We start from the raw sequence: 22,207 nt of genomic DNA, 5'->3' as shown, positions 1-22,207 counted from the left end.
AGTTCGGCCGGCTGACCTATCAGCCCGATCTGTGCTCCGATGTCAAGATCGTCGGCGTGGTCGGGCGCGACTTCGACGACCTCCTCGCCGACGAACCCATGCCCGGCACGGTCGCCGCCGATCCCGCGGGTCCCGCGCTGATCGCATTCACCTCCGGCACCACCAGCGCGCCCAAGGGCGTCGTGCACAGTCACCGCAGCCTGGTCTGCGAGGCGCGTCAGCTCTCCGGCCAGATCCGGTCGATCGGCGACAACCAGCTGACCGCGACACCGGTCGGCCACTTCATCGGCATGCTCGCCGCTTTGCTGATCCCGGTGCTCAACGGTGGAGGGGTTCACCTTGTCGACAACTGGGATCCGGGAGTCGTACTGGGGTTGATGGAACGCGACGGCCTGACCCTCGGCGGCGGGCCGCCCTACTTCGTCACCAGCCTGCTTGATCACCCCGATTGCACGCCCGCGCATCGGGCCCGGATCAAGACCCTTGGCCTGGGCGGTTCGACGGTGCCGGCCTCCGTCACTCGACGGCTGACGGATCTGGGCGTCATCGTGTTCCGGTCTTACGGCAGCAGCGAGCACCCGTCGATCACCGGGTCGACGCTGGATGCGCGGGAAGACAAACGTCTGCTCACCGATGGCAACCCGATGCCGGGAGTGGAGATCAGGCTGGCCGACGACGGCGAGATCCTCAGCCGCGGCCCGGATCTGTGCCTGGGCTACGTCGACGACGAGCTTACGGCCGCCGCTTTCGACGACGACGGCTGGTATCACACCGGGGACATCGGTCTGCTCGATGCCGATGGCTACCTCACCATCACCGATCGCAAGGCCGACGTGATCATCCGTGGCGGCGAGAACATCAGCGCCCTGGAAGTCGAAGAGGTGCTGCTCGGGATGCCCGGTATCGCGGAGGCGGTGGTGGTCGCGGCCCCCGACGCCGTCCTGGGTGAGCGAGTCGCCGCAGTGCTGCGGCTCAAGCCAGGGCAGACCCTGCCGAGCCTCGACGACGTCCGGGCGCACTTCGGCCGGCACGGGGTCGCCCGGCAGAAGTGGCCGGAGATCTTGCTCGAAGTCGACGACTATCCGCGTACGGCGAGCGGCAAGGTACAGAAGCGTCTGGTGCGTGAGGGCATTGCGGTAGCCTCGGCCTGAGAATAGTATTCTCGCAAATTGCGAAGGAGGATTTCATGGGTCAGTTGTCGCATCGGGAGGACGTCCCGTTTCCGATCTTTGACGCGGATAACCATCTCTACGAGCCGCCGGAGGCGCTGACCAAGTTCCTGCCCAAGGCGTACAAGGACTACGTCCAGTACGTGCAGATCAACGGGCGCACCAAGATCGCGATCCGCGGCCAGATCAGCAACTACATTCCCAACCCGACCTTCGAGGTCGTCGCCCGGCCGGGTGCCTGGGAGGAGTACTTCAAGTTCGGCAACCCGGACGGCAAGACCAAGCGCGAACTGTTCGGTGAGCCGATGCGCGCGATCCCGGCGTTCTTCGAGCCCGGCCCACGCCTGGAGGAGATGAACAAACTGGGTCTGGACCGCACCCTCATGTTCCCGACGCTGGCCAGCCTGCTCGAGGAGCGGCTGCGCGACGATCCGGTCGCCATCCACGTCCTGGTGCATGCGCTGAACGAGTGGCTCGATGAGGTCTGGGGCTTCAATTACCAGAACCGCATCTTCACCACCCCGGTCATCACCCTGCCGATCGTCGAGAAGGCGATCGAGGAGCTGGAGTGGGCGGTCAAGCGCGGTGCGCGCTGCATCCTGGTCCGCCCGGCCCCGGTGCCCGGATTTCGCGGCCCCAGATCGTTCGCGGTACCCGAGTTCGACCCGTTCTGGGAGCGGGTCGTCGAGCACGACGTGCTGGTCGGCATGCACTCCAGCGACAGCGGCTACTCGCGGTACACCTCCGAATGGGACGGCGCCGACCAGGAGATGCTGCCGTTCCAAACCAACGCGATGGGCATCCTCAACGAGTGGCGGCCGATCCAGGACTCGGTGGGGTCGTGGGTGATCCACGGCGCGCTCTACCGCCATCCCAAGCTGAAGGTCGCGATCGTCGAGGCCGGTTCGAAGTGGATGACCCCGTTGCTCGACGGCCTGGCCGAGGTGTTCCGGAAGGCCCCGGAGGCTTTCCCGAGCGACCCCGTCGAGATGGTCAAGAACCGGATCCACGTCAGCCCGTTCTTCGAGGACGGCATCGACGATCTGGTCAACCTCGTCGGTGTGGATCGGGTGCTGTACGGCTCGGACTGGCCGCACCCGGAAGGGCTGGCGGAGCCGACCTTCTACGTCAACGCGCTGTCGCACCTGTCGGTCGACGACCAGGCAAAGATCATGGGCGGAAACCTGTCTCGTCTCGTTACGGTGTGACGGACCGGCCAAACTGGCAGACCATCCCTGAGATGGTCTTGAGCGCGGCGGACCGGTTCGGCGATGCAGAAGCGGTCGTCGACGGTTCGCTGCGCTTGACTTTCAGCGAGCTTGTCGAGCGGATACGTTGTACCGCAGGCGCGTTCGGCGATCTGGGTGTCGCCAAGGGCGATCGTGTCGCCATCTGGGCGCCGAATTCGGCGGACTGGATCACCGCGGCGTTCGGGCTGCTGACCGCCGGCGGCGTGCTGGTTCCGGTGAATACCCGGTTCAAGCCCGACGAAGCTGGCGACATCATTACCCGCAGTGCGGCGAAGGCCGTGCTGGTGCGCGAGGATTTTCTCGGCCAGGACTACACCGCTCCCGCCGGGGTGCCGGTCATCGACTTGGCGTCCGACTTCCTTTCCAGCGGTTCGCCGTTCGAGCGGGAAGTCAGCGGAACCGATGTCTCCGACGTCATCTTCACCTCAGGCACGACCGGGCGTCCGAAGGGCGCGATGATGAATCATCGCCAAACCCTGCGGATGTACGAGGAGTGGGCGACGCTCGCCGACCTGCGCGAGGGTGACCGCTATCTGATGATCAACCCGTATTTTCATACGTTCGGCTTGAAAGCGGGCCTGATCGCGGCGTTCCTGCGCGGGGCAACCATGCTGCCGCTGGCGGTGTTCGACGTCGATGCTGTGGTGGATCTCATTGAGCGCGAGCGTATCTCGATGTTGCCCGGCCCACCGACGTTGTACCATTCGTTGCTGACGGTTCGCGACAAGGCCAAGCTTTCGTCGCTGCGGGCGGGTGTCACCGGTGCCGCCGACATCCCGGTCGAACTGGTTCGCCGCATCCACAGCGAACTGCCCTTCGAGACGTTGATGACGGGTTACGGGCTCACCGAAGCCGGCAACGTGACGTTGTCGCGGCCCGGCGACTCCTTCGAGGACGTGGCCACCACCGCGGGTCTGCCCTGCGACGACGTCGAGGTGCGCATCGCCGAGGATGGCGAGGTGCTCGTTCGCGGTTACGGCGTCATGCAGGGTTACCTCGACGATCCGGAGGCCACCACGCAGGCGATCGACGATGACGGCTGGTTGCACACCGGCGACTTGGGCAATTTCGACAAGGCGGGCCGACTGAAGATCGACGGGCGTAAAAAGGACATGTTCATTGTTGGCGGCTTCAACGCCTATCCGGCTGAGATCGAGGGCTTCATGCTTGAACACCCGGAGGTCGCTCAGGTCGCCGTCATCGGTGTACCCGACCAGCGACTCGGTCAGGTAGGTAAGGCCTTTGTGGTGCCGAAAACACCAGTGTCCGAGGAAGATCTGATGGCCTGGTGCCGCGAGCGGATGGCTGGATTCAAAGCGCCACGATCTGTCGAGTTCCTCGGTGAGCTTCCGCTGAACGCCACCGGGAAGGTGATGAAGGACCAACTTCGGTGAGCTCAGCAGACCCCCGTTCGCACTCGTTGGTGATCGCGTCCGACTACCGCGTGCCGGATCCGGAGCAGGTGTGGCCTCTGCTCACCCGCCGCAGATCGGCCCTTGCCGGTATCGGCGCACACCATGTGCTGCTCTACACCTCGACGCATGACCACGGTCGCGTCCTGGTGACGATCGGCGTGCGCAGTCGGGAGCCGATTGTGGAACTGTTGCGATCACGAGTGTTCTTCGACTGGTTCGACGCAGTGGGCGTCGACGACATCCCGGCCGTCTTCGCCGGCGAGATCGTGGAACGGTTCGGGTCGGTCGCTCCGTCGGCCCCGGGCGTCGTGGTCGCCGCGATGTCCGCGGTTGACGACGTGCCCTCGCTGACCCACGAGATACGGCGCGCAATACCGAGATTCGAGGCGGCGGGCATCCGGGAGACCCGGTTGTTTCAGGCCTTCGACGACAGTCACGAAGTGATGATCTTGCAGGAACTCGACGACGAGAACCATGCCCGACGCTGGATCGAACATCCCGACGCCGCCGCCCCGTGGATAGACGGAGCCGGCGTAGGCGCTTACCCGCCGGTGTTCGTCGGCAAGCTCTTCGACATGATGCGGATCGACGAGTAGGCGGGCCGCCCGGTGTTCGTCTGCCTGTGTAACGGGATTACCAGCCAGGTGGTGGCCGACGCCATCGCCGGCGGAGCGTCGACGACCAATCAGATCGCTGCGGTGTGCGGGGCGGGCGCCGAATGCGGCCGCTGCCGTCGCACACTGCGCACGTTGCTCGGCACGCCGAACGGAGACCGCGGCAGCGCGCACACCTGAGTTATCGACGCGAGCTGCCATCCGCGGAGGTGGGTGCGACGAGTTCGGTCAACAGGTCGGGAATGTCAAGACGTGGCACCACCGCCTCGATCAACACCATCCGATCACGCTGATCGGCCGCCGCGACGAACGCGTCGTCGAGTTCGCCGTAGTTCTCGGCCCGAAAGAACAGATGATTGGTCACACCGAGCGCGGTGGGAATGTCGGCCCAGCGCCACGCGACAATGTCGTTGTAGTGCGCGGTCTCTCCGTGAATCGCCCGCTCGATGGTGTAGCCATCGTTGTTGACCACGACAATGACCGGCGACAGTCCTTCGCGGGAAAACGTGCCCAGCTCTTGGACCGTCAACTGCGCGGCTCCGTCGCCGATCAGCAGCACCGGTCTGCGATCCCGTTGGGCCAGGCCTGCGCCGAGCGTGGCCGGCAACGTGTATCCGATCGAGCCCCATAAAGGTTGGCCGATGAAGGTGACGCCCTGGGGCAGTCGGTGCGTGGCCATGCCGTAGAACGAGGTGCCCTGATCCGCGAGCACGATATTGCCGGGAGTGAGCGCGTCGCAGAACCTGTCCCACAACACTTTTTGGTCCAATGGCTGGTCGCGGCCGGGTCGGTCGGCGGACGCGTCGTCGGTCGACGATACGACCGCAGGTGAGGTGATGCCACGTTCGGTGAGAATCGCGGTGACCGCGTCTAGCGCCGCCGTCATGTCCAGCGGCGCGAAAACCTCTATGCCGACGGTGCTCTGCTGCGGCCCAATATCGATGGTCCGGGCCGGGTCGATGCGCTGGCTGAAAAAGCCGCTGACCATGTCGGTGAATACCACCCCCGCCGTGACGAGGACCGGCGCCTCCTCGATCGCCCGGCGTACCGGCTCGGAGCTGGCCGCGCCGGCGTAGATACCCAGGTACTCCGGTGCGCTCTCGTCGACCAGGCTCTTGCCCCACATCAGCGTCGCGTGCGGCACCACGTCGGCTGCCAGCAGCGCCTCGAGATTGCCGACGGCGTTCAACCGGTGAACCAGCAGATCGGCCAGCACAGTCAGCTGCTGGTCGACGACGAGTTTTGTTGCGGCGTCTTTGAATAGCGCAAGAGCGCGTGGACTGGTGCCACCGGTGTAATGCGGCAACGGCGCGGTCGGCGGCTCGGTCTCGAAGCGCGCCACGTCGGTGGGCAACAGCAGATACCCGGGGCGTCGTTGCTCGCGTACCTCGCTGAGCACCCGATCGATTTCCCTGGTGGCCGTCGCAGGCATGAGATTGGCTTGCGCACAGGTGATTTCCCGACTTATCCGCAGAAAGTGCTCAAAGTCGCCGTCCCCCAACGAATGGTGCAGCGCCCGCCGCGTGCCCTGAGCGTCTTTCGACGGGCCGCCGACGATGTGCACGACCGGCACGTGCTCGGCGTAGCTGCCCGCGATGGCATTGGCCGCCGAAAGCTCACCGACACCGAATGTGGTTACCACAGCTGACATTCCACGCAGCCGACCGTATCCGTCGGCGGCGTATCCGGCGTTGAGCTCATTGGCGTTGCCGACCCAGCGCAGACGCGGATGGGCGACGATGTGATCGAGGAACTCCAGGTTGTAGTCGCCGGGCACGCCGAATACTTCGGTGACACCGAGTTCGGCCAGGCGGTCCAGCAGGTAATCACCGACGGTGTAGGTGGGGTTCGATGCGTCCGATGAAGCAGCCGTCACGACGTCGACGCTACGCGTCTGCGGTCGAAACCGCCCTTCACTCGGCACCGCCTCGCTATGGTCCGGTCATGGCAATCAACGAAACCCGCGAAATCGTCATCGAGGCAGCTCCGGAGGAGATCCTCGATGTGATCGGCGATCTTGAGTCGGTCACCGAATGGTCGCCACCGCATCAGAGCGCCGAGGTCCTGGAGCGACACAAGGACGGGCGGCCCGCCAAAGTGAAGATGAAGGTGAAGGTCGCGGGGATCACCGACGAACAGGTGGTGGCCTACACCTGGAGCAAGAACAAGGTCAGCTGGACGCTGGTCAGCTCCGGTCAGCAGCGATCGCAGGATGCCTCGTACACGTTGACGCCCGACGGCGACAAAACGAAGGTCAAGTTCGAACTCAGCGTGGACCCGGTGGTGCCGCTACCCGGCTTTGTCCTGAAGCGCGCCATCAAAGGAACGATTGACACGGGCACCAAAGGCCTGCGCGACCGGGTGCTGGAACTGAAGAAGGGACAGTAGTCACCTTGAGCCCCCGCGGGCCCCTGGACGGGGTACGAGTGATCGAACTCGGCGGCATCGGGCCGGGCCCGCACGCGGCAATGATGCTGGCGGATCTGGGTGCCGACGTGGTGCGGGTCCGCCGTCCGGGTGGACTGACGATGCCGGCCGAGAACCTTGACCTGCTGCACCGCGGGAAGCGGATCGTGGACCTGGACGTCAAGGCCGATCCGCAACGGCTGCTGGACCTCGTTGCCGAAGCCGACGTGTTGCTGGACTGCTTTCGGCCCGGGACCTGCGAGCGTCTGGGCATCGGCCCGGACGAGTGCGCGGCGGTCAACCCGCGACTGATCTTTGCGCGGATCACCGGCTGGGGTCAGGACGGGCCGCGGGCCAGCACGGCGGGCCACGACATCAACTACCTGTCGCAGACCGGCGCGCTGTCGGCGCTGGGCTACCGCGACCGGCCTCCGATGCCGCCGCTGAACCTGGTCGCCGACTTCGGTGGCGGCTCGATGTTCGTGCTGGTGGGCATCGTGGCCGCGCTCTACGAGCGAGAGCGGTCGGGGAGCGGTCAGGTGGTCGACGCCGCCATGGTCGACGGGGTCAGTGTGCTGGCGCAGATGATGTGGACGATGAAGTCGACCGGTGCGCTGCGTGACCAGCGCGAGTCGTTTCTGCTCGACGGCGGCGCCCCCTTCTACCGCTGCTACGAAACGGCCGATGGCAGATACATGGCGGTGGGAGCGATCGAGCCGCAGTTTTTCGCGGCATTGCTTACCGGATTGGGTCTCTGGGCCGACGAGGTGCCGGGCCAGTTCGAAATCGGTTCATACCCAAAGATGTTGGAGGCGTTCACCGCCCGATTCGCCGGCAAGACCCGCGACGAGTGGGCAAAGATCTTTGACGGCACCGATGCGTGCGTCACTCCCGTGCTGACGTGGAGCGAAGCCGCCACCGACCCGCACCTGGCCGCACGCTCGACGGTGGTCAATGCGGGCGGCGTCGACCAGGCGGCGCCTGCCCCGCGATTCTCCCGGACACCGTCCGCGCCGGTCGGGCCGATACCGCAGGCAACGACACCGCTCGACGAAATCGACTGGTGATCAAGCGCAATTAATGTGATGCCTTGCTAGCTTGGTTAGTAGTGGCTGTACAAGCATCGAGAGAGATTGTCATCGACGCGCCGCCGGGAGTGATCCTGGAGGCGTTGGCCGATGTCGGGTCACTGTCTTCGTGGTCGCCGGTGCACAAGCGGATTCAGGTGCTCGACTGGTACTCCGATGGTCGGCCGCACCATGTGAAGGCCACGATCAAGATTTTCGGGCTCGTCGACAACGAGATCCTGGAATACCACGGGGGTGCCAACTGGGTGGTCTGGGATGCCGCCGATACGTTTCAGCAGCGCGGACAACACGTCGAGTACAACCTGCAGCCGGTCGGCGTCGACAAGACCCGGGTGCGCTTCGACATCACCGTCGAGCCCGCCGGACCGGTTCCCGCTTTCGTCGTCAGGCGGGCCAGTGAGATCGTGCTAGACGCCGCGACCAAGGGGTTGCGCGATCAGGTGATGGCCGTGGTCGATTCGGAACAACCGACATAGCGATCGCGTCGAGCAAAACGGTGGCCTGCCCTAGTCGGCGATGGCACGGTGGGACCTCATGCGGGTGTGGCTGAGCGGCTAGGCAGCGGCCTGCAAAGCCGTACACACGGGTTCGAGTCCCGTCACTCGCTCCACAGAATCAGCCGGCGATGGACAGCAACTCCTGAAAGGCGTGCTCCATGCATTCGGCATACCTTGACGGATCTGGCAGGGCGTCGCGGTCCGCGGTAGCGCTGATCGACAGCGTGCCGTTGTAACTCGCGACGACATGGATCAGGTTCATGCCACCGATGAGCGGCCCTAGACCCGCGGCGTGCAGAAGTCGCGCGCCGCGGAAATAAATCGGCTGCGTGGGACCTGGCACGTTGGTCACGGTCGTATTGGCCACCGTCGGGCCGGAGAACGGAAGCACGCTCGCCGCCTTGGCCGCCACACCGAGCAACGAGGTCGGCACCGTTCCGATCAGTTCGATCAGCTGGCTCCGTGTCGACTGATCCGACTCCGAGCGGCTCCCAGCGGTCGATGCAGCGATCGCGGTGAGCCGCTCAAGTGGGTCGGCGATGTCTGTTCCGAGCGACTGCAACCGACCGAACAGCATGTTGCCTTTGTCGCTATTGGCGCTCGCGTTGCGCAGCGAGATCGGGCATGCCGCCACGAGCGACTCATCGGGAAGTTCCCCGTGGCCGTCCAGGTAGTGGCGAAGGGTGCCGCCGACGTAGGCGAGCGCCACATCGTTGACCGTCGAGCCGGGCACGCGCGCCTTGATCCGCTTGAAGTCGTCGAGTTCGTGGAACCGGGCCTCGAAAACGCGGTGCGCGGAGACCGTTTGGTTGAAACGCGTCTTGGGCGGAAACGACGGTGCGCCCATCTCGGCCATCTTGGACACACCGCTGACCAGCTTGCCGGGCAGGCCGGCCAAGCCGCGTACTGCCTTGGGAGCGCTCGACGCAAGTACTGTGCTCGCCCGCAATGGATACAGCGCTGCCTTTACTGCCATGCGCGACAACAAGTTCGCGGTCGTGGGCAGGGGGGCCGGGCGCCAAGGACCATCGGGTGCGACGGGGCGTGGGCTGTCGGCGGCAAGGTCGTGCATGGCCGCGATCATCTGAACGCTGGCCATACCGTCGACCGCGCAATGGTGCAATTTCAACGCCATCGCGAATGAGCCCTTCGGCACTCCCGGAACGGAATTCAGCCCCTCGATGACGGTGATCTCCCACGGCGGACGTCGCAGATCGATCTGGCGGGCGTGCAGCCGCGCGACTTGGATGCACAGCTGCCGCCAGTCACCGGGCTGCGGTAGCCCGATATGACGGACGTGGTACTCGAGGTCGAAGCTCGGATCATCCACCCAGTACGGCCGATCGAGACCGCCGGGCAGCTCGGTCAACCGCCTGCGAAAGACGTCGGCGAGATGCAGCCGCGCATCGAGCTCTTCGAGAATCCCCTTGAAGGTCACCTTGCCGCCCGGGGCGGTCGAAGGGTCATAGATCAGAAGCATCTGGATTTGCAGTGGCGTCTCTGGCGTTTCGGCGCGCAGCATCATGTCATCGGTCCAACCCAGCTGCTGCACGGCCGGCCTCTCATCCACGCTGATTTCCCAACAGTAGGCTTCTCGCCGCTGTCCGGAGCACATTTTTGATGGGCCGCTTAGCTGCGCAACCCGGTCCGCGAACGCGGCTGCGTTGCTAGTTTGCTAGTAGTGGCCGTACAAGCATCGCGAGAGGTTGTCATCGATGCGCCGCCGGACGTGATTCTGGAGGCGCTGGCCGATGTCGGCTCGGTGCCGTCCTGGTCCTCGGTACACAAGCGGGCCGAAGTCATCGATAGCTATCCCGACGGTCGCCCCCATCATGTGAAGGTCACCATCAGGGTCTCCGGCATCATCGACACCGAGGTGCTCGAGTACCACTGGGGGCCGGATTGGGTGGTGTGGGACGCCGACAGAACTTTGCAGCAACACGCGCAGCACGTGGAGTACACGCTGCAGCGCGAAACCGAGGACAGGACGCGGGTGCGATTCGAGATCACCCTCGAGCCCTCGGCGCCGATACCCGAATTTCTGGTCAATCGGGCACGCAAGAAAGTCCTCTACGCCGCGACCGAGGGACTGCGACGGCGGGTCATGACGAGCGTTGCGTCGAACCGGTCGATCTAGCCGGCCCTTCGGGCAGTTGCCCGAGTCGGCGGATCGCTTCGTCAAGCGTGTTTTCGCGTTTGCAGAAGGTGAACCGCACCAAGTGATTCCACGCAGCCCAGTCCGCGGCAGCGGGATCGCAGAATGCCGTCATCGGGATCGCGGCCACCCCGACCTGTTCGGGCAGCGCCGCGCAGAACGCGGTGCTGTCGTCGTACCCCAGCGGACGCGGATCAGCGCACAGGAAGTAGCTGCCTGCGCTGTCATGCACTCGGAAGCCGATCTCGGTCAGCCCGTGCGCCAGCCGATCGCGCCTGCTCTGCAAGGAGTCCCGCAGCGTGGCTACCCACGCGTCCTCGGTGTTGAGAGCATCCGCCACCGCCGGCTGGAACGGGGCGCCCCCGACGTAGCTCAGATACTGCTTGGCCGCGCGCACGCCGTGAATGAGTTCCGCCGGCCCGCAAGCCCATCCGATCTTCCAGCCGGTGCAGTTGAACATCTTCGCCGCACTCGAGATCGTGATCGTTCGCTCGGCCATCCCATCGAGACCGGCCAACGGTATGTGTCGATGGCCGTCGAACACCAGATGCTCGTAGACCTCGTCGGTAATGACCAGTAGGTCGGCCGACACGGCAACCTCCGAGATAGCCGTCAGCTCGGCCTCGCCGAACACGGTGCCGGTGGGATTGTGCGGAGAGTTGAGCATCAGCGCCCGAGTGCGCGGTGTCACCGCCCGCCGCAGCGCGTCGATGTCGAGCGTGAAGCCGCGACCGTCCGGAACCAGTGGCACGATGACCCGCTTACTGCCGGCTATCGCCACCACCGGGGAATAGGAGTCGTAGAACGGCTGGATCAAGATGACCTCGGAGCCGGGTTCGACCAGGCCGAAGACGGCGGCCGCGATCGCCTCGGTTGCCCCGACCGTGACCAGTATCTCGGTCGCCGGGTCGTAGTCGACGCCGTACTTCCTCTTCCGCTGAGCCGCGACCGCTTCGCGCAGCGCCGGGATACCGATGCCCGGCGGGTATTGGTTGACGCCCTCGGCGATGGCGTCCTGGGCGGCTTTGAGCATCGCCGGCGGGCCGTCCTCGTCGGGGAACCCCTGGCCGAGGTTCACCGCGCCGACCCGCGCGGCCAGCGCTGACATCTCGGCGAACACCGTGGTCGCATAGGGTTGCAGTCGCGACACCGTCATGGCCGTCGAGCCTAGCTTCGCCCCGGCCTGTGACTGCAGGGTCACGCCCGGCGCCGTCGGTGACTGCGGCGTCACCCTCGGCGACAGAGTCCGGCCGACCCGGCCCAACCAACAGGTTGATCGGCTGCCCTGTTAGGGTGGCCGACAGAGGACTAGCGTCGGCAACGACGGACCCAAAACCCACATTGTTGAAGAGGAATCAGTCATGTCCGAAGAAGCCTTCATCTACGAGGCCATCCGCACGCCACGTGGCAAGCAGCGCAACGGCTCGCTGAACGAGGTCAAGCCGCTGAACCTGGTCGTCGGCCTGGTCGACGAGCTGCGCAGGCGGTTCCCCGACCTGGACGAGACCTTGATCAGCGACATGATCCTTGGCGTCGTATCGCCCGTCGGCGACCAGGGCGGCGACATCGCCCGGACCGCGGTGCTGGCTGCCGGACTCCCCGAGACCACCGGTGGCGTGCAGCTGAACCGGTTCTGCGCCTCTGGTCTGGAGGCCGTCAACACCGCCGCCCAGAAGGTGCGCTCCGGCTGGGATGACCTGGTGCTGGCCGGTGGTGTCGAGTCGATGAGCCGTGTCCCGATGGGCTCCGACGGCGGCGCCTGGGCGACCGACCCCGAGACCAACTACCGGATCGGCTTCGTGCCGCAGGGCATCGGCGCCGACTTGATCGCCACCATCGAGGGCTTCTCCCGCGACGACGTCGACGCCTACGCGCTGCGCAGCCAGCACAAGGCCGCCGAGGCCTGGTCGGGCGGGTACTTCGCGAAATCGGTTGTGCCGGTTCTCGACCAGAATGGCCTGACCATCCTCGACCATGACGAGCACATGCGGCCCGACACCACGCTGGAAGGCCTGGGCAAGCTGAAGACCGCGTTCGACGGCATCGGCGAGATGGGCGGCTTCGACGACGTGGCGCTGACCAAGTACCACGCCGTCGAGAAGATCAACCACGTGCACACCGGCGGTAACAGCTCCGGCATCGTCGACGGCGCCGCGCTGGTGCTCGTCGGCTCCGAGGCGGCCGGCAAGTCGCAGGGCCTGACCCCGCGGGCGCGCATCGTCGCCACCGCCACCAGCGGCTCCGACCCGGTCATCATGCTCACCGGCCCGACCCCGGCCACCCGCAAGGTGCTCGACCGCGCCGGTCTGACGATCGACGACATCGACCTGTTCGAGCTGAACGAGGCCTTCGCCTCGGTCGTGCTGAAGTTCCAGAAGGACCTCAACATCCCGGACGAGAAGCTCAACGTCAACGGCGGCGCCATCGCGATGGGACACCCGCTCGGTGCCACCGGCGCGATGATCACCGGCACCATGGTCGACGAGCTCGAGCGCCGCAACGCCCGTCGTGCGCTCATCACACTGTGCATCGGCGGCGGCATGGGTGTCGCCACCATCATCGAGAGGGTTTAAGGGTTTAGGGCCATGGCAGAGAACACCATTCATTGGGACAAGGATGCCGACGGCATCGTCACCCTGACGCTCGACGACCCGACCGGGTCGGCGAACGTGATGAACGAGCACTACGCGGAGTCGATGCACAACGCGGTGGAAAAGCTTGTCGCCGAGAAGGATTCGATCACCGGCGTCGTGATCACCAGCGCGAAGAAGACCTTCTTCGCCGGTGGCGACCTCAAGGGCATGATCAAGCTCGGCCCGGAGAACGCCGGCGAGGCCTTCGACACCGTCGAATCGGTCAAGCGTGACCTGCGTGCTCTGGAGACGCTGGGCAAGCCGGTGGTAGCCGCGATCAACGGCGCCGCGCTCGGCGGCGGTCTGGAGATCGCGCTGGCCTGTCACCACCGCATCGCCGCGGACGTCAAGGGCCTCGTGGTCGGCCTGCCCGAGGTGACACTGGGCCTGCTGCCCGGTGGCGGTGGCGTGACCCGCACCGTGCGGATGTTCGGCATCCAGAACGCGTTCATGAACATCCTGTCCCAGGGCACCCGGTTCAAGCCCGACAAGGCCAAGGAGACCGGCCTGGTCGACGAGCTGGTCGGCTCGGTCGATGAGTTGGTACCCGCCGCGAAGGCGTGGATCAAGGCCAACCCCGACTCGCACGTCCAGCCGTGGGATGTCAAGGGCTACAAGATGCCTGGCGGCACGCCGTCCAGCCCCGCACTGGCCGGCGTCCTGCCGTCATTCCCGGCGCTGCTGAAGAAGCAGCTCAAGGGCGCGCCGATGCCGGCACCGCGGGCCATCCTGGACGCGGCGGTCGAGGGTGCGCAGGTCGACTTCGACACCGCCAGTCGCATCGAGAGCCGCTACTTCACTCAGCTGGTCACCGGCCAGGTCGCCAAGAACATGATCCAGGCGTTCTTCCTTGACCTGCAGCACATCAACGGTGGCGGATCGCGGCCGGACGGCATCGAGCCGGTCAAGATCAACAAGATCGGCGTGCTGGGCGCGGGCATGATGGGCGCCGGCATCGCCTATGTTTCGGCCAAGGCCGGATACGAGGTCGTGCTCAAGGATGTCGAGATCGAGGCCGCCGAGAAGGGCAAGGCGTACTCGGAAAAGCTTGAGGCCAAAGCGCTTCAGCGGGGCAAGACCACCGAGGAGAAGTCCAAGGCGCTGCTGGACCGGATCACTCCGTCCGCCGATCCGGCCGACTTCAAAGGCGTCGACTTCGTGATCGAGGCGGTGTTCGAGAACCAGGACCTCAAGCACAAGGTGTTCCAGGAGATCGAGGACATCGTCGAACCCAACGCGCTGCTCGGGTCGAACACCTCGACGTTGCCGATCACCGGTCTGGCGACCGGAGTGAAGCGCCAGGAGGACTTCATCGGGATCCACTTCTTCTCGCCGGTCGACAAGATGCCCCTGGTCGAAATCATCAGGGGCGAAAAGACTTCCGACGAGGCGCTGGCCCGGGTGTTCGACTACACCCTGGCCATCGGTAAGACTCCGATCGTCGTCAACGACAGCCGCGGCTTCTTCACCAGCCGCGTCATCGGCACTTTCGTGAATGAGGCGCTCGCGATGCTGGGCGAGGGCGTGGAGCCCGCCAGCATCGAGCACGCTGGTTCGCAGGCCGGATACCCGGCACCGCCGCTGCAGCTGTCCGACGAGCTCAACCTGGAGCTGATGCACAAGATCGCTGTCGCGAGCCGCAGAGGCATCGAGGACGCCGGCGGCACGTACGTCCCGCACCCGGCCGAGGCCGTCGTTGAGAAGATGATCGAGCTCGAGCGCCCGTCGCGGTTGAAGGGTGCCGGCTTCTACGACTACGTCGAAGCCAAGCGGACCCGCCTGTGGCCAGGCCTACGCGAGACGTTCAAGTCCGGCTCGACTGAGCTGCCGCTACAGGACATGGTCGACCGGATGCTGTTCGCCGAGGCGCTGGAAACCCAGAAGTGCCTCGACGAAGGTGTGCTCACATCGACCGCCGACGCCAACATCGGCTCGATCATGGGTATCGGCTTCCCGCCATACACCGGCGGTTCGGCGCAGTTCATCGTCGGCTACCAGGGTGCGCTCGGCACCGGCAAGGAAGCCTTTGTGGCGCGGGCTCGCGAGCTGGCCGCCAAGTACGGCGACCGGTTCCTGCCGCCGTCCTCGCTGACCTAATCAATCGACGCAGGAGCCCCTGAACCGTTGTGGTTCAGGGGTTTTTGCGTTCATAGAGGTAGTACTTCGCCGGAGTCTGCTCCTGGTCCAACTCCCGCTCGCTTCCGGTGGACAGCATCGTCCAGGCGGAGGTGAATCGTCGTTCCATCTCGGCCGGCTGGACGCCTCGCACTCCGAAACGGCCGCCGGGAAGGAACGCAACGATCAACAGTCTCGCGCCCGGCGCGGCGACGGCGCTGACTTCCCGGACGTACGCGTCGCGATCGCCGTCACTCATGTTGTGCAAGCAGCCGTTGTCGACGATCAATCCGAAATCCGCGCCGATACCTTCCTGGCTCAGCCGCGTGACGTCGGCGCGGACGAAGTCGACCGAGGCCTTGGTCGCGGCGGCCTTGGCCCGAGCTTTATCAAGGGCCTGCGGTACGTAGTCGACGCCGGTGACTTTCCAGCCGTGTTGCGCAAGGTAGATCGATGAGTCTCCGGTGCCGCAGCCGAGATCAAGGGCTTTGCCTGCGGGCAGCTCGTCGACCAGGTCTTGCAGGTTCGTCGCGATCGGATGGCCGTCCCAAGGCGTGAAGCCCAGCCGGTAGAAGATCCGAAACAGCGTGTGCTTGGAGGACATGAGACCTACCGTAGTCGCCTAGTCACATTTGCCACTGCCGTCTTCCAGGAGAGGTGGCAGGCGTTGTGCCCGCCTCTCAGCGACAACTGCGGTCCGCAGGGCCAGCACGCGTTGGTGAATCCGGTATTCGGTCGAGCGCGGAATGTAGCCCGGGCCGTATTGGCCGCGCCCGAGTCGGTGCACCCGACCTTGCCCGATCTCCCACCGCAGGGCATCGGAGACGGCTTTGGAAGGTCGACCTCGGAAGCGAAAGCCTTGGTAGTTAACGGCATCGATCAACTCCCCGACGGTCGCCGGACCCTGGTTGGCCAGGTGGAAGGCGAGCACGTAGCGCAGCTCGATCCCTCGAAGGTAAGGCAGATTCACCGGCGAAACATCGCACACAGCTACGACACCGAGCACGATTGTCGCTGTGAGGCGGGCACATCGGGTGCCGCCTTCCGGAGTGACGGGTGTTACTCGGCTAGGTCAAAGCCGCCGCGATTCGGCGCCACTGCTCGCGTGGATAGGCTTGCGGGTCACTCAGCAACACCTGGATGCAGACGTGGTCGGCGCCGGCCGAACGATGCTCGGAGACCCTGCGCAGGATTGCGTCCTCGTTGCCCCACGCGATGATCGCGTTGAAGAGGCGATCACTCACCTGCGCCAGATCGTCCTCCGAGAAGCCAGAGCGCAGCAGATTGTTGGCGTAGTTCGGCAACGCCAAATACGAACGCAGCCAGTCGGTTCCGATAGCGCGTGCTTCGTCGGCGCTATCGGTGAGAATCACGGTCTGTTCTGGTAGCAGCAGGGGACCGTCGCCCAGAGTCCCACGGGCCACCGCGGTGTGGTCGGGGGTGACCAGGTACGGGTGCGCGCCGGCGGCACGTCTCGCGGACAGCGACAGCATCTTCGGGCCGAGCGCGGCCAGCACGCGTCGATCGGTCGGCACCGGCTGCTCGGTGGCGTCGATGGCGTCCAGGAAGGCGGCGGTGGCCGCCAGGGGTTTGCGGTAGCGCCCGGGCTCGCCGGCATCGATCAGCGGCGCGTGGCTGACCCCTATACCCAGCAGGAATCGGTCCCCGTGGGCGGCGGTCAGTTCTGCGTACGACGCGGCGACATCGCTCGGCGTGTGCATCCAGAGATTCAGGATCCCGGTCGCGATCGTGGTTCGCTTGGTTGCGGCGAGCAGGTTGCCGACCGCGTCGAAGACCGCCCCGCCAACGTCGGGTATCCACAGTGCCCGGAAACCCAATTCGTCCAATTCCGCTGCTGCGTCCGCGGATTCAGTGACGTCGCCGTAGCGAAGCTGGCTACTCCAGATCCCGACACCGGTGAGGTCCATCGACGGTGATTCCTTCCGTGGCAGACTCCTATCTTCGTCGGGCTAGAGTCCGAGGTTATGCGATTCGGATTTTTCATCCCGCAAGGCTGGCGACTGGATCTGGTCGGCATCGACGTTAACCAGCACTGGGCGGTGATGCGCGATCTGGCTGCCTACGCCGACGACAGCGCCTGGGACTCGGTATGGGTCTATGACCACTTCCACACCGTGCCGATGCCGACCGGCGAAGCTACCCACGAGGCATGGTCGCTGATGTCGGCGTATGCGGCGACGACGTCGCGAGTCAAGCTCGGCCAGATGTGCACGGCCATGAGCTACCGCAATCCCGCCTACCTGGCCAAAGTCGCCGCGACCGCCGACATCATCTCCGGTGGCCGCATCCAGATGGGCATTGGCGGCGGCTGGTATGAACACGAATGGCGGGCATACGGTTACGGGTTTCCGTCGGCCGGCGAGCGACTGGGACGACTCGACGAGGGCGTCCAGATCATGCGCGACGCCTGGCGGGACGGGAAAGTCAGCTTTGCCGGTAAGCACTATCAGGTCGACGGCGCAATCGTGGCACCGACACCGTTGCAGAACAACGGGATTCCGCTGTGGATCGCCGGCGGAGGCGAAAAGGTAACCTTGCGCATCGCCGCGAAATACGCGCAGTACACCAACTTCACTGGCGAATCCGAGGGCTTTGTGCACAAATCCGAAGTGCTCGCCGGTCACTGCCGCGATGTCGGCACCGACTTCGATGCGATCGTTCGTTCGGTCAACATCAATGCAACCCTCGGCACCTCGGAGGCCGACGTCAAAGACCGGCTGCAGCGCATCCGCGACCGGATGATCGGCTATGTCCCGGAAGCGGCGGCCGACGCGATGATCGCCAGCGGCAGCGGGCCGGATTCAGCGACCGGCACCACGGAACAGGTGGTCGAGCGGCTGCAGAAGCTACGCGATCTCGGTTGTGAGTACGTGATCTGCTACTTCCCGGAGGCCGCCTACGACCGTTCCGGCATTGAGCTGTTCGAACGGGAAGTGATTCCAGCGCTGAGTTAAACGTCAGTGGTGGTGTAGCGCGTCTTGACCGGAGGCGCGGCCAGCAGCGGGGGTAGTTGCGTGACTTTGCCTTCTCCGGCGCGAAACGCGCGGTAGGCCTCGTCGTGCTCGACCGAATCCCAAACTTCGTAGATGATCCAATGCGCCTCGTCGTCCTCGTCGACGAGCACGTCGGTGTGCAGGTTCCCGTCGAATGCCCGGGTGTCTTGCAACGTCCGGCCCATGAGTTCGCGCCCCGCGGCGACCTCGTCGGGCTTGAACCTGAGCTCCAGTAATACCGTGACCGTCATCGTCGTCTCCTCGTCTCGTCAGGTCGTGTTGCTCGCCGGGAGCACACTGTTGAACCTACGGTCGAACAATTTGAGGAAGTCGGGCGCCTCCGGAATCTGGTCCGCAGTCGCGAACGGGTCAGCGAGCCGTTGCTCGGCGGCCATCACCCTGTCATCGAGCGGCACCGGTAGCCGCCGGATCCGGCTCTGGGCCAGCGCCGAGATGGTGACGCTCAAACCTACGGCGGCTGTCCGTGTGAAGGGAAAACAGCTCCAGATCGGGCGTCGCGAACGACAATGAGAATGCGGTTTCCGCTTTTGCGGAACGCTGTTGTACGGTTTGGTGAGCGCATTATCGAAGCGGCGGCTGACGGAGGATCTCTCGATGCAGAAGGCAATCGACCCCAGCATCTCTACCTGGCCTGATGGCAACCCGCAGTTGATCGGAAGCCGATGCGGCGACTGCGCTGCCACCACCTTCCCGGTGCAGGAACTCTGCCCGCGGTGCAGCGGTTCGGCGATGTCCGAGCACTTGCTGCCGCGCAGCGGAACCCTGGTCGCGTGGACCACGCAGGGCTTCCCGCCCGGAGCCCCGTACGCCGGTCCGACCGGTGACGACTTCGTGCCGTTCGGGGTGGGCCTGGTGCAGCTCGGTGACGTGATCCGCGTCGAGGGCCGGCTGACTGAAAACGATCCGGCCAAGTTGATGTTCGGACAGCAGGTCGAGCTCACCATGATCCCGTTCACCACCGACGCTGACGGCAACGAGATCGTCACGTTCGCGTTCCAGCCGTTTTAAGGAGAACCTGACATGACCAATGATGTAGCGATCATCGGTGTGGGCCTTCACCCGTTCGGCAGGTTCGAGAAGACCGCGATGCAGATGGGTGCCGAAGCCATCCAGTTCGCGCTGAAAGATGCCGGCGTCGGCTGGAAAGACATTCAGTTCGGCTTCGGCGGCAGCCACGAGGTGTCCAACCCCGATGCGGTGACCCGGCTGGTCGGGCTGACGGGCATCACGTTCACCAACGTGTTCAATGCGTGCGCCACCGCGGCCAGTGCCATTCAGCAGACCGCCGACACCATCCGGTTGGGTAAGTACGACATCGGCATCGCCATCGGGCTGGACAAGCATCCGCGCGGGGCGTTCACCGACGACCCGGCCAAGCTGGCGCTGCCGCAGTGGTACGCCGAGAACGGGCAGTTCGTCACCACCAAGTTCTTCGGGATGAAGGCGAACAAGTATCTGCACGACCACAACATCTCCCAGGTCACGCTGGCCAAGGTCGCCGCCAAGAACTTCCGCAATGGGGCACTGAACCCGAATGCGTTCCGTCGCAAGCCGATTCCCGAGGACCAGATCCTCAACTCGCCGGTGCTGAATTACCCGTTGACGCAGTACATGTTCTGCGCACCCGACGAGGGCGCCGCCGCGGTGATCATGTGCCGCGCCGATATCGCGCACAAGTACACCGATAAGCCGGTCTACCTGCGTGCCAGCGAGATCCGCACCCGTACCTACGGTGCCTACGAAGTGCACGCGACGTTCGCCCCGCTGGACGAGGACGTGTCGCCCACCGTCTACGCGGCCAAGGCCGCCTACGAGGCCGCGGGCATCGGGCCTGAGGATGTCGATGTCGCCCAGCTGCAAGACACCGACGCCGGTAACGAGGTCATCCACATGGCCGAGACCGGCCTATGCGCCGACGGGGAGCAGGAGAAGCTGGTGGCCGACGGCGCCACCGAGATCCACGGCTCGATTCCGGTCAACACCGACGGCGGGCTTATCGCCAACGGCGAGCCGATCGGTGCGTCTGGCCTGCGCCAGGTGCATGAGCTGGTCCGCCAGCTGCGCGGCGAGGCCGGCGAGCGTCAGGTGCCCGGCAACCCGCGTGTCGGACTGGCGCAGGTGTACGGCGCACCCGGCACCGCGTCGGCGACCATTCTGTCGCTCTAGATTGCAGGTCCCAGCAGGTCATCGGCGTCGCGGATGACATAGCCGTAGCCCTGCTCGGCGAGAAAGCGCTGACGGTGCGCGGCGTACTCGGCGTCCTGGCTGTCGCGGGCCACCACCGAATAGAAGATCGCGCCGCCGCCGCCTGCCTTGGGTCGCAGCAACCGCCCGAGCCGCTGCGCCTCCTCCTGGCGTGAGCCGAATGTGCCCGAAACCTGCACTGCAACAGAAGCTTCCGGCAGATCGATGGAGAAGTTCGCCACCTTGGACACCACCAGGGTGCTCACCTCGCCGCGGCGGAACGAGTCATACAACGCCTCGCGCTCGGCGTTCTTGGTCGATCCCTGGATCACCGGGGCGCCCAGCACGGTGCCCAGCTCCTCGAGCTGATCCAGGTAGGCGCCGATCACCAGGGTCGGCTCGTTAGGGTGGCGGCTGAGGATCGATTTGACCACCGCGATCTTGGAATGCGCAGTCGAGCACAGCTTGTAGCGCTCTTCGGGCTCCGCGGTGGCGTACATCATCCGCTCGCTGTCGGTCATCGTGACCCGCACCTCGACGCACTCCGCCGGGGCGATCCAGCCCTGGGCTTCGATGTCTTTCCACGGCGCGTCATAGCGCTTGGGCCCGATCAACGAAAACACGTCACCCTCGCGGCCGTCCTCGCGGATCAGCGTCGCGGTCAACCCAAGCCGTCGCCGAGACTGCAGATCGGCCGTCATCCGGAACACCGGCGCCGGCAGCAGGTGCACCTCGTCGTAGATGATCAGTCCCCAGTCGCGGCTGTCGAACAGCTCCAGATGGCGGTATTCGCCCTTGGTGCGACGGGTGATCACCTGATAGGTCGCGATCGTGACCGGCCGAATTTCCTTGCGCTCGCCCGAGTATTCGCCGATCTCCTCCTCGGTCAACGACGTTCGGGCGATCAGTTCGCGTTTCCACTGACGTCCCGCGACGGTGTTGGTCACCAGGATCAGTGTCGTTGCGCTGGCCTTCGCCATCGCGGCCGCGCCGACGAGCGTCTTGCCGGCGCCACACGGCAGGACCACCACGCCCGAGCCGCCCGACCAGAACGAGTCGGCCGCCATCTCCTGGTAGTCGCGCAGATGCCAACCCTCCTGCGCCAAGCTGATCGGATGCGCCTCGCCGTTGACATAGCCGGCCAGATCCTCGGCGGGCCAGCCGATTTTGAGCAACATCTGTTTGACCCGGCCGCGTTCGCTGGGATGCACGATAACGGTGTCATCGTCGATGCGAGCGCCCAGCATCGGTGCAATCTTCTTGTGGCGCAACACCTCTTCGAGCACCGCGCGGTCCAGGCTCACCAGGGTCAGCCCGTGGACCGGGCTTTTCACCAGCTGCAGCCGGCCGTAGCGGGCCATCGTGTCGACGATGTCGACCAGCAACGGCTGCGGAACCGCGTAGCGCGAAAAGCTGACCAGTGCGTCGACGACCTGCTCGGCGTCGTGGCCCGCGGCGCGGGCATTCCACAGCGCCAGTGGCGTGATCCGGTAGGTGTGCACGTGCTCGGGGGCGCGTTCCAGCTCCGCGAACGGTGCGATCGCGGCGCGCGCCGCACCGGCGAGATCGTGGTCGATTTCGAGCAGCACCGTTTTATCGGATTGCACGATCAACGGTCCGTCTGTCATATCTCCATTATCCGTAAG

23 protein-coding genes and 1 tRNA gene are annotated in these 22,207 nt (G+C 65.2%); 15 read left to right on the top strand and 9 right to left on the bottom strand.

What is annotated here, in order from left to right; all coding sequences use genetic code 11:
- The 5 genes from VGH54_RS17860 to VGH54_RS17840 form a co-directional block, all read left to right on the top strand.
- Positions 1 to 1,151 (top strand): AMP-binding protein (locus VGH54_RS17860; RefSeq protein ID WP_331513407.1); only part of this gene is annotated, 1,151 nt, incomplete at its 5' end.
- A 35-nt stretch (positions 1,152 to 1,186) separates the two neighbouring features.
- On the top strand, positions 1,187 to 2,377 hold the full coding sequence (locus tag VGH54_RS17855) for an amidohydrolase family protein (RefSeq protein ID WP_331513406.1): 1,191 nt from the start codon (positions 1,187 to 1,189) through the stop codon (positions 2,375 to 2,377).
- A 32-nt stretch (positions 2,378 to 2,409) separates the two neighbouring features.
- Positions 2,410 to 3,813, top strand: coding sequence for a FadD3 family acyl-CoA ligase (locus tag VGH54_RS17850; RefSeq protein WP_331513409.1), 1,404 nt, complete (start codon positions 2,410 to 2,412; stop codon positions 3,811 to 3,813).
- Positions 3,810 to 4,430: a fatty-acid--CoA ligase gene (locus VGH54_RS17845; protein WP_331513405.1), complete on the top strand. Its 621-nt coding sequence runs from the start codon at positions 3,810 to 3,812 to the stop codon at positions 4,428 to 4,430. The genes VGH54_RS17850 and VGH54_RS17845 overlap by 4 nt, the downstream gene beginning before the upstream one ends.
- Before the next feature lie 12 nt (positions 4,431 to 4,442).
- Positions 4,443 to 4,628, top strand: a complete 186-nt coding sequence (locus VGH54_RS17840; protein WP_331513404.1) for a (2Fe-2S)-binding protein — start codon at positions 4,443 to 4,445, stop codon at positions 4,626 to 4,628.
- Position 4,629: 1 nt separating this feature from the next.
- On the opposite strand, the gene VGH54_RS17835 is transcribed toward VGH54_RS17840, so the two are convergent.
- Positions 4,630 to 6,324 carry an alpha-keto acid decarboxylase family protein gene (locus tag VGH54_RS17835; RefSeq protein WP_331513403.1) on the bottom strand — a complete coding sequence of 565 codons (1,695 nt, stop codon included), beginning with the start codon at positions 6,322 to 6,324 and terminating at the stop codon, positions 4,630 to 4,632.
- Between the two features lie 68 nt (positions 6,325 to 6,392).
- Here VGH54_RS17835 and VGH54_RS17830 point away from each other — a divergent pair, with 68 nt between their 5' ends.
- The 4 genes from VGH54_RS17830 to VGH54_RS17815 all read left to right on the top strand — a co-directional run bounded on the left by VGH54_RS17830 (position 6,393) and on the right by VGH54_RS17815 (position 8,552).
- The gene (locus tag VGH54_RS17830; protein WP_331513402.1) at positions 6,393 to 6,836 is read left to right on the top strand and encodes an SRPBCC family protein; all 444 of its coding nucleotides are present in this window, start codon (positions 6,393 to 6,395) and stop codon (positions 6,834 to 6,836) included.
- Positions 6,837 to 6,841: 5 nt separating this feature from the next.
- A complete protein-coding gene (locus tag VGH54_RS17825) occupies positions 6,842 to 7,921 on the top strand; it encodes a CaiB/BaiF CoA-transferase family protein (RefSeq protein ID WP_331513401.1) in 1,080 nt (359 codons plus the stop codon).
- Positions 7,922 to 7,962: 41 nt separating this feature from the next.
- Positions 7,963 to 8,418: an SRPBCC family protein gene (locus VGH54_RS17820; RefSeq protein ID WP_331513400.1), complete on the top strand. Its 456-nt coding sequence runs from the start codon at positions 7,963 to 7,965 to the stop codon at positions 8,416 to 8,418.
- Between the two features lie 60 nt (positions 8,419 to 8,478).
- A tRNA-Cys gene (locus tag VGH54_RS17815) sits at positions 8,479 to 8,552 on the top strand.
- Positions 8,553 to 8,557: 5 nt separating this feature from the next.
- Here the strand turns inward: VGH54_RS17815 and VGH54_RS17810 are convergent.
- Positions 8,558 to 10,009, bottom strand: a complete 1,452-nt coding sequence (locus VGH54_RS17810; RefSeq protein ID WP_331513399.1) for a wax ester/triacylglycerol synthase family O-acyltransferase — start codon at positions 10,007 to 10,009, stop codon at positions 8,558 to 8,560.
- Between the two features lie 111 nt (positions 10,010 to 10,120).
- Between VGH54_RS17810 and VGH54_RS17805 the strand changes: the two genes are divergently transcribed.
- Positions 10,121 to 10,576 carry an SRPBCC family protein gene (locus tag VGH54_RS17805; RefSeq protein WP_331513398.1) on the top strand — a complete coding sequence of 152 codons (456 nt, stop codon included), beginning with the start codon at positions 10,121 to 10,123 and terminating at the stop codon, positions 10,574 to 10,576.
- On the opposite strand, the gene VGH54_RS17800 is transcribed toward VGH54_RS17805, so the two are convergent.
- Positions 10,542 to 11,750, bottom strand: coding sequence for a pyridoxal phosphate-dependent aminotransferase (locus VGH54_RS17800; RefSeq protein ID WP_331513397.1), 1,209 nt, complete (start codon positions 11,748 to 11,750; stop codon positions 10,542 to 10,544). The two genes, VGH54_RS17805 and VGH54_RS17800, sit on opposite strands and share 35 nt — an antisense overlap.
- 205 nt (positions 11,751 to 11,955) lie before the next feature.
- Between VGH54_RS17800 and VGH54_RS17795 the strand changes: the two genes are divergently transcribed.
- Positions 11,956 to 13,167: an acetyl-CoA C-acetyltransferase gene (locus VGH54_RS17795; protein ID WP_331513396.1), complete on the top strand. Its 1,212-nt coding sequence runs from the start codon at positions 11,956 to 11,958 to the stop codon at positions 13,165 to 13,167.
- Positions 13,168 to 13,179: 12 nt separating this feature from the next.
- Positions 13,180 to 15,324 (top strand): 3-hydroxyacyl-CoA dehydrogenase NAD-binding domain-containing protein, encoded by a 2,145-nt coding sequence (locus VGH54_RS17790; RefSeq protein ID WP_331513395.1) that lies wholly within the window; start codon positions 13,180 to 13,182, stop codon positions 15,322 to 15,324.
- A gap of 34 nt (positions 15,325 to 15,358) precedes the next feature.
- Here VGH54_RS17790 and VGH54_RS17785 read toward each other — a convergent pair whose 3' ends face one another.
- The 3 genes from VGH54_RS17785 to VGH54_RS17775 all read right to left on the bottom strand — a co-directional run bounded on the left by VGH54_RS17785 (position 15,359) and on the right by VGH54_RS17775 (position 17,270).
- Positions 15,359 to 15,946: a class I SAM-dependent methyltransferase gene (locus tag VGH54_RS17785; RefSeq protein WP_331513394.1), complete on the bottom strand. Its 588-nt coding sequence runs from the start codon at positions 15,944 to 15,946 to the stop codon at positions 15,359 to 15,361.
- Between the two features lie 18 nt (positions 15,947 to 15,964).
- Positions 15,965 to 16,330 (bottom strand): hypothetical protein, encoded by a 366-nt coding sequence (locus VGH54_RS17780; RefSeq protein ID WP_414688738.1) that lies wholly within the window; start codon positions 16,328 to 16,330, stop codon positions 15,965 to 15,967.
- Positions 16,331 to 16,409: 79 nt separating this feature from the next.
- Positions 16,410 to 17,270 carry an LLM class F420-dependent oxidoreductase gene (locus VGH54_RS17775; RefSeq protein ID WP_331513393.1) on the bottom strand — a complete coding sequence of 287 codons (861 nt, stop codon included), beginning with the start codon at positions 17,268 to 17,270 and terminating at the stop codon, positions 16,410 to 16,412.
- A 57-nt stretch (positions 17,271 to 17,327) separates the two neighbouring features.
- Between VGH54_RS17775 and VGH54_RS17770 the strand changes: the two genes are divergently transcribed.
- The gene (locus VGH54_RS17770; protein WP_331513392.1) at positions 17,328 to 18,317 is read left to right on the top strand and encodes an LLM class F420-dependent oxidoreductase; all 990 of its coding nucleotides are present in this window, start codon (positions 17,328 to 17,330) and stop codon (positions 18,315 to 18,317) included.
- On the opposite strand, the gene VGH54_RS17765 is transcribed toward VGH54_RS17770, so the two are convergent.
- Positions 18,314 to 18,607, bottom strand: a complete 294-nt coding sequence (locus tag VGH54_RS17765) for a putative quinol monooxygenase (protein WP_331513391.1) — start codon at positions 18,605 to 18,607, stop codon at positions 18,314 to 18,316. The two genes, VGH54_RS17770 and VGH54_RS17765, sit on opposite strands and share 4 nt — an antisense overlap.
- 18 nt (positions 18,608 to 18,625) lie before the next feature.
- Positions 18,626 to 18,823, bottom strand: a complete 198-nt coding sequence (locus VGH54_RS17760) for a hypothetical protein (RefSeq protein ID WP_331513390.1) — start codon at positions 18,821 to 18,823, stop codon at positions 18,626 to 18,628.
- 148 nt (positions 18,824 to 18,971) lie between these two features.
- Here VGH54_RS17760 and VGH54_RS17755 point away from each other — a divergent pair, with 148 nt between their 5' ends.
- Together VGH54_RS17755 and VGH54_RS17750 are read left to right on the top strand one after the other, a co-directional pair.
- Positions 18,972 to 19,385 (top strand): Zn-ribbon domain-containing OB-fold protein, encoded by a 414-nt coding sequence (locus VGH54_RS17755; protein ID WP_331513389.1) that lies wholly within the window; start codon positions 18,972 to 18,974, stop codon positions 19,383 to 19,385.
- A gap of 12 nt (positions 19,386 to 19,397) precedes the next feature.
- Complete coding sequence (locus tag VGH54_RS17750; RefSeq protein WP_331513388.1) at positions 19,398 to 20,543, top strand: thiolase family protein; 1,146 nt, start codon at positions 19,398 to 19,400, stop codon at positions 20,541 to 20,543.
- On the opposite strand, the gene VGH54_RS17745 is transcribed toward VGH54_RS17750, so the two are convergent.
- Positions 20,540 to 22,189, bottom strand: coding sequence for a DNA repair helicase XPB (locus tag VGH54_RS17745; protein WP_331513387.1), 1,650 nt, complete (start codon positions 22,187 to 22,189; stop codon positions 20,540 to 20,542). The genes VGH54_RS17750 and VGH54_RS17745 overlap by 4 nt on opposite strands.
- Positions 22,190 to 22,207 lie beyond the last annotated feature (18 nt).

The organism is Mycobacterium sp., from assembly GCF_036488105.1.
In the GTDB taxonomy this organism is placed as follows: Bacteria; Actinomycetota; Actinomycetes; order Mycobacteriales; family Mycobacteriaceae; genus Mycobacterium.
The sequence above is the reverse complement of the archived record's forward strand: the minus strand, read 5'-3'. Positions and strand labels throughout refer to the sequence as shown.